Raw genomic sequence first — 14,024 nt, forward strand, 5'->3', positions numbered from 1 at the left:
TCCTTTTCATCACCAAGTTAGCAAATTCTCACCTTTCCTAACCTATTCATTTATGACGAGAAAAATGGATTAAAAATCTAGCAATAATATTTTTGATATTATATCGCTTTAATTCAGAAAAGTCTATATGATTCTGAAAAATACGAACAACACCGTTGCCACACCGTGATGGTTCCTGAATGGAGTTTGAATGGAGATAACTTTTCATAAGGTTATTCTATTATAATATTCTTCTAACTTTCATGATTTGCATAAAAGAAACAAAAAGAAAGGCCCTGCAGAGATTTCTCCCACAGAACCTTCCTTCTTCTTTTGGAGTCACAGGGACAGGTCCCGTGACTAACCCAATCAATTTTTTTCGACTAAAATAATCTTGATCGCTTCTAACCGCTTCGCTTGACCGGTGGTACCTGCAGGTTGCCCATTTTTAGCCCAGTCTAACCATCCGTAGTTTTGTACATGAACGCGATAATACACATCGTAATGTTGGACCATCTCACCAGTTAGGTTAATTCGAATTGCCTCCATTCGTTTGCTTTCCCCGGTGGTTCCGGACATGGCACCATTGGAAACGTTACCTAACCATCCATTACTTTGGACATGCGTTGAATATACGATATCACCTTTATAAGGAGCATTTTTTAATTGAATTTTAATTGCTTCTAATCGTTTGGATTGCCCTTCTGTTCCGCTCATTATCCCATCCGTAACAGGCTTCAACCATCCATATGATTGAACATGTGTCGAGTACGAAACAGATGGAGCACTAACAAATGGTTTAGTTGTATTACCTGGTGCCCTTCCTCCTTTTTCAACTAAAACAACCTCAATCGCTTCCAAGCGTTTCGCTTGACCAGTAGTACCAGCTGATTCACCATTTTTAGCCCAGTCTAACCATCCGTAGTTTTGTACATGAACACGATAATACACATCATAATGTTGGGCCATCTCACCAGTCAGGTTAATTCGAATTGCCTCCATTCGTTTGCTTTCCCCGGTAGTTCCGGACATGGCACCATTGGATACGTTACCTAACCATCCATTATTTTGAACATGCGTTGAATATAAGATATCCCCACTATAAGGGGCATTTTTCAATTGGATTCTAATTGCTTCTAATCGTTTGCTTTGTCCCTCTGTTCCGCTCATGTCTCCATTGGAAACGAAACCTGTCCATCCATAATCTTGAACATGTGTTGAATAATGTACAGAAGGGGTTACCGGATCACTGACATTTGAATGATAATAGATCAGCCCGTACCCATAATATGGGTCTTGACTGGCAGCACCCAAATCTTTAGCATTTTCCATAAGCAGCGTCTTCAATTCATTATTTGTGAGATTAGGGTATTTCTCCTTTAAAAGAGCTAACATCCCTGTAACATGGGGAGTTGCTTGCGATGTGCCACTTTCAGTTGCATAACTTCCTTGAGTAAATGTACTTATAATATTTTCTCCCGGAGCTGAGAAATCAACTTCTACACCCGTTGAAGAAAAATCGCTTATCGTTAGTGATTCATTTACAGATGATACAGCAATGACATCATTAAATTTTGCTGGATATATCACTGAATTCTCTAATCCGACATTTCCGCTTGCAGCCACAATAAGAATGCCTTTGTCAATGGCATCATTAATCATTTGTTCAAATAATTGGCTGTAAACAGAAGTACCCATGCTTATATTGATGATATCCATACCATTAGCAATGGCCCAATCTAAACCTTCCAAAGTATCTTGTAGGTTACCCGATCCTAAACCGTCTAATGCCTTAATTGCATACAGACTGACATCCGGTGCTACTCCAATAATATCCAACTCATTTACACTTGTAATACCAGGTTGGGCTGCAATAATGCCAGAAATATGACTTCCATGTCCATTGTCATCTTGCCAAGAATTTGTATAATCAACTGTTGAAATACCTCCGGCGATGTTCAACTCGGCGTGAGGGGAGATCCCTGTATCGAGCACTGCCACTTTGACTCCGTCTCCTGTATAACCTTCATTCCAAGCCTCTTGAACATTTGTTGATTTTATATTCCATTGGGCTTTGCCTACGGGAGCATTCTGTACTGACGGCATAACCTTGACCTGTCCGGTTTCTGCAATCCTGAGTGGTAAATTTTCCTCTATATAATCAATATTGGGATTTAATTCTAATTTCTTTAGTTCATCTTCTGTAGCTGTCACTGATATAGCTGGAACAGTTTCAAACTCATATTCTACTTTTTTACTTTCTTCTATTATATCTTCCTTACCGGTGGCATTTTTATAAATAACAATAGCCTTTTTATCTATATTTTCCGTTTCTCCAGCGTTTACAGTAAGAGGAATATAAGTAAAAAAAATAAATAAGAGAAAGGAAAAATAAGTTATCAAGTTAATACTGATTATTTTCATTTTGAATTTACTCCATTATTAAATTTAAAGGAAAAAACTATTACTTTATTAATACATTATTGCAAATATAAGAGTTTTATACAGATTAGCAAAACAAATATTAACCCTTCTATTTAATTTAAACAACTAGATATATTAATCTATTTCCTATTATATTGCTCAACTCTCTCGGTGTAAATGAATCTAAATATATACTCAGACCTATACTATACTGTGACATTATTCCAACCTTTCAAAAAATCAAATCCGAGAATCACTCCATCTGTTTGCTTAAAGTTTTATAGAGTTAAGGTACAATTCCCTTCCTGATCGTCTACGGGACAAGGTTATCCCCGTGTCCCCTCAGGATGAAGTAGCTCACTTTTGAAATGATCACTTACTTACAAGTACACTCACATATTGAAAAATAGAGAACTTTGCTTTTAATCCTATATATTAGTAATAATTAGGATAACTCAAGACCTGTCCCCACCTTGTACTTACACATTCAATTAATTTACAAGTCTCAAGAAATCCCAGGCGTTGACTGGCATACAAATTCCTTAGAAAAAAGAAACGCAGAGAACCGCTCCCCCTGTTTCAACGAAACACCCCATACTCCTTCAAAAATTCCAGCTGTACGGTTCCAATGGGTCCATTCCGTTGCTTGGCCAAGATGATTTCCATTTGGTCTTTTTCTTTGAGTCTCTATCATAGTAGTCATCGCGATAGAGAAAGGCGATGACATCGGAGTCTTGTTCGATTTGCCCGCTATCACGAAGATCGGAAAGCATGGGGCGTTTGTCTTGTCTACTTTCCACCGCTCGACTTAACTGAGATAATGCAATCACTACGACACATAACTCCTTGGCCATCTGCTTCAACGCACGGCTGATTTCACTAATCTCCGCTTGGCGGTTTCCCTTTAATCGAGGATCGCCCATAATTAATTGCAAATAATCGATGACTACCAACATCCTCCTCTCCTTCCCGTAATGCTGCCTGAGCTTTCTCACATGCGACCAAATATAGTGGACATCCATTCCACCACGATCATAAATATGCAACCCCATTTTGGACATGATCCCTAATGCTTGTTGAAGGCCATTCCAATCCTTTTCATCAAAAAGCCGGTTGGGGTTTCGCAGCTTAACGGAACTAACATAGCCGATTTGACCAACCGCTCTTTTCAGCAATTGTTTCTTGGACATTTCTAACGAAAAAATAACGGCAACATCTTCTTTTGCCGCTTGCAGGGCAATGTTTAAGGCAAAGGCTGTTTTTCCAACACTTGGTCGCGCTCCAATGACCACTAGATCTGACTCCTGAAATCCTCCTGTTAATCCATCCAAGTCTTTAAAACCGGATGGAATTCCACTAATCTCCCCTAGATCTTTTTCGCAATCCAAATATAAATCAATTAAACCTTCTTTGATGTCACCAAGTTTTTCATCAACTAAACTATCTTCTACATTTTGTAAATCTTGAATTCCTTCCCGAATTATACAGTCTAATTCTCCCGCTTCAGTGGCTTTTCGGATCTTGTTGGCAATCAAGACGGTATTTCTTTTTTGCGCATATTTCTTCACGATTTCTTGATGATGCTTGAAATTCGCCGTGGTTGGAGTACTTTCTGCAAGTGAGGGGAAATAGCCCCCTCCTCCCATTTCGAAAAAAGAATCAGGTCCAGCTTCTTCCGCTACCGATACGACATCAATCGGTTTTCCTTTTTCCGCTAACTGTTGCATCAAGATATAAATCTTGCGTAGCTGCGGAGAATAGAAATGCTCAGGAAGTAAGGTGCATTCATGGATCAATTCCCCCTCTAAAAACAAGGCACCAATAATTGCTTCTTCAACTTCAATATGATAATAGGGATTTCGCTCCATCATCTTTCTCCTCTTTGAATTCCTAATATTTCTCGTATCTTCGCTAATGACTGTTCAACCACTTCCTCGCTTGCTGGACAACCGTTGAGTTGAATGATGAATCTTGTATCCTCTCGATTTGGAATCGCACGGGCACCATTTTCAGGTTTACAAATCAATTCAGAAACTCTCGGTGGATAGGGAGAATGAGCAACATGTTTTTTTAACGTTTCCTCTACCTTCTGAAACGATTCCCCTTGTAAAATGTGATACCACTCGTCCACTTTCTCCTGTTGAAGCTCGAAGGAATCATAATAAACGGAAATCAGCTTGAGCAACTGAAATAATTCTCTTTTAGTCAAGGTCAAAATCCTCCTCATGATAGCTTTTCTTTTTCTTCGCATTCCTTTGATTTAAATACGATTCAAACTTCGTGCCAAATAAGGTTTCGGGTCGAAGAAACTTGCTCATCACTGGATCGTCCATCCACTCTAACACCTTGATATCAATGACTTTTTTAAAATCATCCATTCGAAATCCTTCGTTCCAGCGTGCTTTAATCAATTCCTTTGTTTTCTTGGAACTAATCCGGTAATGAGCATTCGCCTTTTGGTTCAAATAGGTAACGATGTCCTGAATGGGAATGGGGGTATAGATCCTCTCTGTGTTAGTTTCTGTGTTAATCTCTGGTATTGCTACTCCCAAGCTGTCATTTATGGGGGACTCATTTGACCCTTGTGTGCGAACAGACTGTCCAGACTCTGATGTCACAAAGTCCGCTTCGATTTCTCTCAACTTGTCATAATCAATGGTGTACCACTTCGTTTTGTCCATTTTCATCCGATTGTAATTGGCCGATACGACGTACCCTTCTTCCTCCAAAGCAAGAAACGTCCGCTGAATCGTTTTTTCTGACCAAAAAGGAAACTGTTGCTGCCAATCCTTATACGTATTATAAATCCACCGTTTTCCGTCCTTGATATGCGAGCTCGTTTCCAACCAATAATGGAGTTGTTGCAGAATAATCGCTTGATTCAGTCCGATCTTCATGACCAGTGAAGGTTGAATGATAATGGGGTATTCATTGATTAATAGTTTACTCATCGTGAGAATCCTCCTCATGTGAATGTTTAGTAGACTCCCTCTTCAAACATTTTTCGGAAAGCCACTGTATTTCTCTCTATATCTAAATAAACTCAAGGAGGTTCATTTTTCCCTTATAAAATTGTGTAGAATTTGTGAATAGCTTCACTCTAATTTTTCTATCTAGGATGATCCATGGACTTTTTTCAAATTCAGCGCTCATTTTTTACAATTGAACAGTCAATTTTACAAATTCACCTACCAATTATAAAAATTGCCCCTGTCTTCTAACTTTTGACTGAGTGGATTTCACGATTCTTTATCGTTATCGTGAAGGCACCCGGGAAAATAAATAAAAGGAATGGATACAAATGGAATTTGATCTTCTAGCAAAGAGTTATTCGAAATTGATTTATTCAGTCATTTATTCATTAGGGATTGACCACAACATTGATGAATACTACCAAGTGGGTCTAATTGGTCTTTGGGAAGGAAGTGAACGTTTTAACAAAGAAAAAGGAAGCTTTCCACCTTTTATTCGTACCTACATTCGATGGAAATTGATTAATGCATTGAAGCTGGAGAACTCTAGACAAATCAAATCCATTTCAATTGAAGATTGGTTACATACGAACCCGATATACACAGACCGTCCTTTGGAAAAAGAACTATTATTAAGCCACTTCAGTCATTTAACAGATTTACAGAGAAGATGGGTCATTCTCCATTTTTACTATGGATTAACACAAGAGGATATTGCCGACATGGAGCAAATTCCTTCAAGAAGAGTTCGATCTTGGGGGGATCTTGCTTTAAAAAAGTGTTTGTTGAGGGAAACCAATCTATGAAAAGATAACCTTCACTAGTATTCTTATTAAGATTATTAATTTTTAGATAATAAATAGATACTTTTCCCTATTTTTGTTCTTAGAAAGTTCAATATTTGGTACAAATTACACCCTTTTAGTCTATATAATTATGTTACAATATTTTTTGTGTAAATCGAGCTCATGAACACATGTAGCAGTCAACATTCTTTCAGATGGGATCGCATTTTTTCACTTTACATTTGAAACCGTTTACATATTATTTTTTACTATAAAGCAGTCAACAATTTCAATTAATGATAGGAGCTTATTATGAACGCAGAAACTTTTTTGTCACAGTATTTTATTAATAAGGATACATCCTGTATTTCCTCGCATTTTGTTAATGGGCATGAGTTTGCGGTAGTCATGGAAGGAAACCAACGTAAATTGGTAAAACAATCTCCAGATGAAATTGTAGAAGAATCTTTTCATTATACGGTTCAGGATCTTGTCGGAGCCACAAAGTCGGCTCGTAAGATTTTAAAAAGAAGTTATAAGCAGGTTCCAGTCCCTTTTGCTCCTGAAAAAAGTATTATGTTGATCAGATGCCCGTCGATAGATCGATTTGGGTGCCATTGGCTCGTTCATTCAAAAATCATTGATATACATCCGAAAGGAAAAAAACAAACAACGGCAGAAATGGTAAATGGGCATTTCCTAACCGTCAACCTTTCATTTAGACAGCTCCATACTCAACGGATGGAAGCCTCCTTCGTTCGTGAAATGATCTTGCTACGAGGAGAGATGCAGCCTTATATCTTTTCGTTACAATCGTTATAAACTTATATTCAATTTATTTTAGAAAAACAATAGGCAGCGTGGTTGACCGCTAAGGATTTGGCCGGTTAATAGATTTAGTCAATGATCAGATGAATTTCTTTACTATGAAGGCTGGGAAACCTTAATAAATACATTTGCTAATACTGGAACAATTAGTATGAACCGAAGTGAAGAGACAAATGAATTTGGAGATTATTTCCCAAAATTGGTAAATGAGGATAGATTAAACGATTAATAAAAAGGAATTATCCCCCCCAAGTGAAGATGATTACTTGGGTTTTTCTTGTTTACGGCTGCCCACCACTTCTTCATTAAAAGTGCTACTATTTTCCGGGTGGTCATAGTTGCTCTTAAAATAAAAAAATCATTTTTACACACATGCTCTTCGGTCAATTCTTTAATCTACAAATCTTGACAAACTTCAGGTGGTGTCAGACACGCAAAATTAAAAAAATGATTTAATTTAATTAAAATTTTTTCTAATTCTATTCCCTAGTTCCAATAGGATCTGGTTTTTATAGTTTTCCGCAATATCAAAAAACTGATCATCCCTACTGATTTTATAGGCATAAATAATATTTGACCAATCCTCTGTATCTATTACGTAAACCGTAATACCTTTAACGCATAATAGATCGACTAGGTTTTCAATACTATCATTCGCTGACGTGATGGCAATTTTTTCATTAGGTATAAAGATTCTAGATTCAGTATTTTTCTCATCTATTCTTGGACGAAGTTCAATTTGAGCTTTATCGGATATAATGTTTAATCGCCCTTCACCATCCGTACCAAGTTTAAAATCCGGGTCTATTTTTTCAATATGTAGACTAGCGGAGCAATTACATAATCAGGTTCATTGTGATAACTTTTTAAGTCTCTTCATCAAACGGGATTCAAGTCCCTTTGTTTCACATATTTGATCAAGCGTTTCTTGCACATTTTCAGCAACGTTATATTTCTCAACAGTCATGTGCCTCTTGTTAATTGCTTCACTAATTAAATACTTATATTCTTCCTTAAAGCGCGCTCCTCTATTGTCATTGAAAAGATGAATATAATCAGCATGTTCAAGTGCTTTACCGTTTTTAGTAAATAAATCATTAACATTCATTTTAATGTAGTCATCTCCTTTCCTAAAACGGGAAGAACCGTGACAACCTCCCACCCTCACAATATTCAGTTGCACTTTCATTCTACTATATCTCGATCTGGTTATTCATTTAAACACAAAAAGTGAAACAAACAGCAGATCATTATCATTAAAGCTCACAGGTCCCTCTCAACACACTATACCTACATTAACTCAGGTGGAAACAAGGGCTCTTCCTTTAGTATTGGAAAATTCAAGAATAAAAATATCCTTACTTCCTCGAAATGAGACGAGGTGTCACATGTCACCGCTTAGTCTGTCATATCATACACCTTAACCTTTATCTGAAAGCCTTCGTATGTCATCATCATTTTCCCAACTTCCTCCCATGTGAATGGCTTTCCGTCGATAATAATAAGCGGAGCTATATTAGAGCCTTCATCATATTCTATTAGACCAGTAAATTGATCATGAATGAGGGTATTATATTTTTGCCCGTTTGGAAAAAATTCCGTTTTTACTTGTTGTTCTGCTAATCCATTTCTTGTTTTTTCCATTAATTGATTAAGCATATCCGTTTGATTTGAATGTAATTCACCTTGCACGCCAAATTTATATCCAAATTTCACATTTTCTACTGCTTCCAAGTAAATCCCTTGCGGAAGTATTTGCCTTTCTACAAAAAAGGTACGATTCATACCTTGATAATCCTTTAATGAAAACGATTCTATTAATGGTTCAAGATCTACTTCGAGTTTATCTGCCATCAACTTGTTGAAGCAATTTAAACATAGTAACATACTCTCAGCATCCCTATCAAAATGAACCTTCACATCATTTGAACTACAATGTTCACATTTGTTCATATCGTCACCTATAATTTTTCTTCTATTTTATCATACCTTCAAACACTCTATGAAATCAGGAGATTTAGATTTAGTTTTTACTGAGCTTCCTCAAACGCTGTAAAATAAGATTCAAGGATACCGGTAAGATGTTAAGTGCTCATTTACCTTATAAATAGGTTTTATGAGATCACCTTTTTATTCATTCTTCTCTCACCTCTTCTTTATTGCGTCTGGTCATTAACTCTTCACAATACTTTCTTTCCTTTTCTGTAATGTTTCCTAAAAAACTCTTTAGTACTGCGTCCCTATTTACATACACATAAGGGGCTGGGGCAGTTCCCTTATAATAAGCATAACTGCTCCATATACAGTCTTCTGGATTCTCTACCATTCTAGCTTCCACAGGATTAAGGTGAATATAACAACTTACCGCAATCATCCCTTCAGTCGTTTCGATCCTTTTAGAAAAATATCTTTTTTCAAATACATGACCGGTTAAATGGTATTTTGTATTGTAATAATCGGCATATCTCTTATTGATCAAGGACATCACTTTCCAGATGGGTTCATTTGGAGATTTTAATTGTAGATGATAATGATTCGTCATCAGACAGTAGGAGGCTAATTCAAATGGAATCTTCTCATAAACCTGATGCAAGATATATAGGAAGGTAAGAAAATCCCCCGTGTCATAATATAAAGGATCACGACGATTACCGCGACAAACAATATGATAGTAACTCTCTTTATCCCATCTTCGCTTGATTCTTCCCATTATCAATTCACCTGCACCTTCTGAGTAACTTTTTTTGCCTCGTTTCTCCTAAATGTCACAGCTTCCCACAGGGATGCATTCGTCATATTCTCTTCTTCTTGTAAATCCGAAATGGTCCGTGCAAGTTTAAGTATTTTCATCTGCACACGATGACTAAACTGTTCCTGACTTGACCATTGCTGTAACATCACTCGTTGTTGGGGATTGAGTGGATTCTTTTCTAAAAATAAATCATTGGGGGCATTCCCATTACAGATGCCCTTTCCATATCGCTCATACTGTCTTTCTCTAGCCTTTATGACGCGTTTTCTTATCTCTTCTGAGGTTTCAATGATTTGTGTAGGATCAAGGGTAATGGAGGTGGATTGGACAAAAAGCAATAGATCAAAACGATCCCGCATCGGACCTGAAAGGCGATTTTGATAGGTTTCAATGATTTTGGGTGAGCAGGTACAATATTTATTTTTAGCTCCTAGATACCCACACGGACAAGGATTCATCGCTCCGATTAAGATAAACCGGGACGGATAGGTGGCCGTTAATGCAGCTCGACTGATCGTAACTTTTCCAGATTCTAAAGGTTGACGTAGCATATCAATCGTCCGTTTCGGGAATTCAGTCATTTCATCAAGAAATAAGACCCCATTATGAGCTAACGTTACTTCCCCTGGTTTTGGATGGGTACCACCACCTATTAAAGAAATAGATGAAGAGGTATGGTGTGGTGATCGGAAAGGTGGAATAGAATAAGTATCTTTCTTTATCCCAGCGAGTTGATAAATACTCATCACTTCAAATAGCTCATGATTCGTTAATGGAGGTAAAATAGAAAGGAATGACTCCGCTAACATACTTTTTCCCGATCCTGGAGGGCCACTCATTAAGACATGATGAGCACCGGCTGCTGCAATTTCTAAAGCTCGCTTCTCTTGCTTTAATCCAATAATATCTTTAAAATCTTTTTCATAAACGGGAATGATCGGCGCAGTAGATTCTGGGTGTGAGGAAACTTTTTGAAGTAATGGAAACGTCATTTGACTTGAAAACGATTGGATGACTTCTTTAAGAGTTTGAACAAAAATTAAACGAATCCCATCCATTTGTTGAAAAGGAAGGTCTGGTATATAAGGGAGATAAAGCGTTTGATAACCTGCCTGTTTGGCCGCCATTATCGCTGGCAGCATGCCTTCAACTGACTTAATGGAACCATCTAATGATAAAACACCTAGGAATGCAGCCTGTTCCGGAATTTTGTACGCGAAATGGCGCATTTCCTTCATGATTCCTATCGCCATGGCCAAATCAAAAAGCGGACTGTTCTTTTTCTGCTCAGATGGAGATAGGTTAATAATGATACGCTTCTCTGGAAGTTCACAAAGATTAGCAGCTAATGCACCCAATACTCTGTCCTTGGATTCCTTTACAGAAGCATCTGGAAGCCCGACTATACTAATCCCCTCTTTTCCCTGAACCACCTGTACTTCCACCTGAACTTTATAGCCTTCAATTCCTCGTAATCCAATGCTTTGAACGATCGTTGCCATCATCATTTCCCTCCCTCTATAAATGTTAATATATCAACGGTTTGAGCCGTTGGTGGAGTGTCAAAAAAATATTTTTGGACACGAATCCTAATAAAATTTTCATATTATGTGAAACTATTCCAGTGTATGGGTACGCTACGCGGTCACTACTGGAAAATGATGGTAAAGTAGTGTTCGGAAATTATACGATGCACAATGGATCTCTGCGTAGCTTATGATGACGTACCCTCCCATGTCTCTGGGCATCTAAGTGCCTACATTCCTTCGTTCGGTCTAGTCATAAGGCAGAGGCTAGCGAAGCTCCTTTAGGGACTCAAGGTCGGATGGTGAAAATAGTGCCAGCTTCTCCGTGTCATCCTGTTGTCTAGTTTTGTTAAAGGGATGTAGATTTTTACATAGTCTCTGCGAGACTAGGAATATCCTTCATCATTCGCTGTGCGTCAAAAGCTTTGTGCTTTGTACTTATTCCATGTAAGACTTTTAATAGTTTTCCGCATAGAACCACAATAGATTGCTTCTTCCGTAACGGATTAACCTTACGGTTAGTGTAATATTCATGCAGCTTTCGAAAGGCTTCATTATGGCGAACCATTGGCATCATCACTCGGAAAAGGAGGGCACGTAGCTTTCTTCTTCCCCGTTTGGAGATATGTTTTTGCCCTTTGTGCTGGCCGGAAGAGTTTTCACGTAAAGTTAGTCCCGCAAGTTTAATGATTTGGCGTGGATCTTCATAGTGTGAAAAGCTACCGATTTCAGCCAATAAATCAACGATTGTGGTATCGCCCAGTCCTTGAACCGTTGAGAGCCATTCGTACTCTACAGACGTTTGTACAAGCGTGACTAATTGCTGTGTAAGACTTTTAATTTCTTGTTCCAACTGGTTGTAACGGCGAACGAGCGTGGCAATTTCAATACGGGCCATCTCACGTCCTTCTGTTACTCCGATGGAGCTAGAACTGACTTCAATGAGTTGTATTGCTTTTGGTCGTTGGGGAGATTTTAGCCCCTCAACCTGTCGGTAAAGTGATAAGACTTCATCGGGTTGCTTTTGAAAAAGATCACTTGGAAATGGAGTACATTCAAGTGCAGCCAAAGCCATTTTTCCGAATGACGGAAACACCTGAGTGAATTCCGGGAAATAGCGATCTAACCAGCGAATCATCATATTTTTGACAGCACCTAATTCCTCTGTCAACTTACCTCTAAATGTTGACCCAACACGAAGCTCCGCCTCAATGTCTTTCAAAATACGTGGATAACTAAAGCGCCCATCTTTTATGAGACGAGCGATCACCAGCGCATCTTTGCGATCATGTTTGGTTGGTAAATTGTCGTCCAACTCTTTTGAGCGCTTGACGTGCAAAGGATTAGCCATTGCGAGGGGAATGCCTCGTTCCTCAAGGAAATAGGCTAAATTAAGCCAGTAATGGCCAGTAGGTTCAATCCCTACGATGACTTCTGTTTTTTCGTGTTCTTTCATCGCAGTTAGAATACGATGATAAAAATGCTGGAATCCATCATAAGACTGTAATATAGAAAATGATTTTTGGAGCACTCGCCCACGATCATCTACAAAGCAGGCGAAATGTTTTCGCTTCGCAATGTCGATTCCGACAACGAGTGTGTTTTCAGTGACTTGATTTATTTTATGGTTTTGTTTAAAATCCATATGGAGTCCTCCTTGGTTAACAAATTAGGGGTCAATTTCTGCAGATTTTGACACCCCGTATCATACCAAGAGGGCTCTTTTTTGTTCAAGTCCCCGAAAATCCTTTTAACAGGAATGCTCCTTTTGCAAAACATATGTTCTGTTTATATAGTAAGCGTTTTTACTTAAATTGTCAATAAAAAAGGGAATGTACGTTCGATGTAAATTTATAATAAGAATAGCATTCCGCATAACTTCGGCCGTCAACTAAGCACCTAAAATAAATGCTCAATTCCGTAAGCTCATACAAGGATCTTTTCTTATAAAAGATCCTATAGGTAATATTAAATGCCATATCCATGCTCCCCCGTCTATAAACCCAAACACTTCGTGAAACATTCCCTTTGAAACAAGATTTTTCGGGTGGTCACACAGTAACGGGACCCACAGTTACCCAACCGTTTAATTTTTTAGTGAAATCAGCTATAATGAGTTTAAATACATTAAAGTTGGTGATTTAATGGAACCTATAAGAATTGAACATGAGGATATTAAAAAAGCAATTCAATCCGGTCATTCATATATACAAGTTGGCAAAAGAAAATTTTTATTATTAGAGGTAGAAGAAGTAAGTAACAGTGATTGTTATGAGGTTACAGACCCTGAAGAAGAAAAGCAATTAATGGCAGCTTTAAATGAAAATAACCCAATTTTATCTGAAGAAGAAATCAAAATGATTTTAGAGAATTAATGCATGAAAATTTTGTGGAGACAATCAGCCATTCAATCCTTATTGAAATTAGACCGTTGGAGAGATCGTATTGAACTGCCACCTATTGCACTTTTCCTAAAAGAAACGGTACAAACTTATTTCGAAAATCAAGATCTATCTACCTATATCCCTGGTCGTCCAGTGCTCATTAAACAGATGCCAGTTGACCTTCGGATGGTTTTAGTTTCCGTTGGGAAGTCAGATCCATATAAAGTATTTTACCGTTTTACCTCAAGTCAGATCGAAATATTTTTGATTCGGCATCCACACCAGAAATCTCTAGATTAACATGTTTATAATTCTATAATGTTTATATTTTTAAGAGAAGTCATCACCTTTCCTTTGGTACAAAGAAAAGGTGA

Annotated in this window: 12 protein-coding genes and 1 pseudogene; 4 read left to right on the forward strand and 9 right to left on the reverse strand. The window is 37.9% G+C overall.

Features of this window, described 5'->3' with window-relative positions:
• Positions 1-348: 348 nt before the first annotated feature.
• The 4 genes and pseudogenes from Q5760_RS22520 to Q5760_RS22535 all read right to left on the reverse strand — a co-directional run bounded on the left by Q5760_RS22520 (position 349) and on the right by Q5760_RS22535 (position 5,354).
• Positions 349-2,403 carry a S8 family serine peptidase gene (locus Q5760_RS22520; protein WP_428909790.1) on the reverse strand — a complete coding sequence of 685 codons (2,055 nt, stop codon included), beginning with the start codon at positions 2,401-2,403 and terminating at the stop codon, positions 349-351.
• Between the two features lie 579 nt (positions 2,404-2,982).
• Positions 2,983-4,274: pseudogene (gene dnaB, locus Q5760_RS22525) on the reverse strand (replicative DNA helicase).
• Positions 4,271-4,612 carry a hypothetical protein gene (locus tag Q5760_RS22530; RefSeq protein WP_428909791.1) on the reverse strand — a complete coding sequence of 114 codons (342 nt, stop codon included), beginning with the start codon at positions 4,610-4,612 and terminating at the stop codon, positions 4,271-4,273. Before Q5760_RS22530 ends, dnaB begins: the two are co-directional and overlap by 4 nt.
• Positions 4,605-5,354: a conserved phage C-terminal domain-containing protein gene (locus Q5760_RS22535; protein ID WP_428909792.1), complete on the reverse strand. Its 750-nt coding sequence runs from the start codon at positions 5,352-5,354 to the stop codon at positions 4,605-4,607. The genes Q5760_RS22530 and Q5760_RS22535 overlap by 8 nt, the downstream gene beginning before the upstream one ends.
• 350 nt (positions 5,355-5,704) lie before the next feature.
• On the opposite strand from Q5760_RS22535, the gene Q5760_RS22540 reads away from it, so the two are divergent.
• On the forward strand, positions 5,705-6,181 hold the full coding sequence (locus Q5760_RS22540) for a sigma-70 family RNA polymerase sigma factor (RefSeq protein WP_428909793.1): 477 nt from the start codon (positions 5,705-5,707) through the stop codon (positions 6,179-6,181).
• Positions 6,182-6,472: 291 nt separating this feature from the next.
• Positions 6,473-6,982 (forward strand): competence protein ComK, encoded by a 510-nt coding sequence (locus Q5760_RS22545; RefSeq protein ID WP_428909794.1) that lies wholly within the window; start codon positions 6,473-6,475, stop codon positions 6,980-6,982.
• Between the two features lie 856 nt (positions 6,983-7,838).
• Here Q5760_RS22545 and Q5760_RS22550 read toward each other — a convergent pair.
• From Q5760_RS22550 to Q5760_RS22570, 5 genes are all read right to left on the reverse strand, one after another.
• Positions 7,839-8,096: a hypothetical protein gene (locus Q5760_RS22550; protein ID WP_428909795.1), complete on the reverse strand. Its 258-nt coding sequence runs from the start codon at positions 8,094-8,096 to the stop codon at positions 7,839-7,841.
• Positions 8,097-8,386: 290 nt separating this feature from the next.
• A complete protein-coding gene (locus Q5760_RS22555; RefSeq protein WP_428909796.1) occupies positions 8,387-8,941 on the reverse strand; it encodes a DUF7713 domain-containing protein in 555 nt (184 codons plus the stop codon).
• A 181-nt stretch (positions 8,942-9,122) separates the two neighbouring features.
• Complete coding sequence (locus tag Q5760_RS22560) at positions 9,123-9,698, reverse strand: transposase (protein WP_428909797.1); 576 nt, start codon at positions 9,696-9,698, stop codon at positions 9,123-9,125.
• A gap of 2 nt (positions 9,699-9,700) precedes the next feature.
• Positions 9,701-11,242, reverse strand: a complete 1,542-nt coding sequence (locus Q5760_RS22565) for a YifB family Mg chelatase-like AAA ATPase (protein WP_428909798.1) — start codon at positions 11,240-11,242, stop codon at positions 9,701-9,703.
• Between the two features lie 391 nt (positions 11,243-11,633).
• The gene (locus tag Q5760_RS22570; protein WP_428909710.1) at positions 11,634-12,911 is read right to left on the reverse strand and encodes an IS110 family transposase; all 1,278 of its coding nucleotides are present in this window, start codon (positions 12,909-12,911) and stop codon (positions 11,634-11,636) included.
• 499 nt (positions 12,912-13,410) lie between these two features.
• Here Q5760_RS22570 and Q5760_RS22575 point away from each other — a divergent pair, with 499 nt between their 5' ends.
• The gene (locus Q5760_RS22575) at positions 13,411-13,641 is read left to right on the forward strand and encodes a hypothetical protein (RefSeq protein ID WP_428909799.1); all 231 of its coding nucleotides are present in this window, start codon (positions 13,411-13,413) and stop codon (positions 13,639-13,641) included.
• A gap of 3 nt (positions 13,642-13,644) precedes the next feature.
• Positions 13,645-13,950, forward strand: coding sequence for a hypothetical protein (locus Q5760_RS22580; RefSeq protein WP_428909800.1), 306 nt, complete (start codon positions 13,645-13,647; stop codon positions 13,948-13,950).
• The last annotated feature ends 74 nt before the right edge of the window (positions 13,951-14,024 follow it).

It is taken from the genome of Niallia sp. Kr1, from assembly GCF_050389805.1.
In the GTDB taxonomy this organism is placed as follows: Bacteria; Bacillota; Bacilli; order Bacillales; family Cytobacillaceae; genus Bacillus_BD.

What these genes read in the sequence shown, in the direction of transcription:
- Q5760_RS22520 (WP_428909790.1), bottom strand. Translation starts at nt 2,403, where the DNA reads ATGAAAATAATCAGTATTAACTTGATAACTTATTTTTCCTTTCTCTTA.
- Q5760_RS22535 (WP_428909792.1), bottom strand. Translation starts at nt 5,354, where the DNA reads ATGAGTAAACTATTAATCAATGAATACCCCATTATCATTCAACCTTCA.
- Q5760_RS22540 (WP_428909793.1), top strand. Translation starts at nt 5,705, where the DNA reads ATGGAATTTGATCTTCTAGCAAAGAGTTATTCGAAATTGATTTATTCA.
- Q5760_RS22545 (WP_428909794.1), top strand. Translation starts at nt 6,473, where the DNA reads ATGAACGCAGAAACTTTTTTGTCACAGTATTTTATTAATAAGGATACA.
- Q5760_RS22550 (WP_428909795.1), bottom strand. Translation starts at nt 8,096, where the DNA reads ATGAATGTTAATGATTTATTTACTAAAAACGGTAAAGCACTTGAACAT.
- Q5760_RS22555 (WP_428909796.1), bottom strand. Translation starts at nt 8,941, where the DNA reads ATGAACAAATGTGAACATTGTAGTTCAAATGATGTGAAGGTTCATTTT.
- Q5760_RS22560 (WP_428909797.1), bottom strand. Translation starts at nt 9,698, where the DNA reads ATGGGAAGAATCAAGCGAAGATGGGATAAAGAGAGTTACTATCATATT.
- Q5760_RS22565 (WP_428909798.1), bottom strand. Translation starts at nt 11,242, where the DNA reads ATGGCAACGATCGTTCAAAGCATTGGATTACGAGGAATTGAAGGCTAT.
- Q5760_RS22570 (WP_428909710.1), bottom strand. Translation starts at nt 12,911, where the DNA reads ATGGATTTTAAACAAAACCATAAAATAAATCAAGTCACTGAAAACACA.
- Q5760_RS22575 (WP_428909799.1), top strand. Translation starts at nt 13,411, where the DNA reads ATGGAACCTATAAGAATTGAACATGAGGATATTAAAAAAGCAATTCAA.
- Q5760_RS22580 (WP_428909800.1), top strand. Translation starts at nt 13,645, where the DNA reads ATGAAAATTTTGTGGAGACAATCAGCCATTCAATCCTTATTGAAATTA.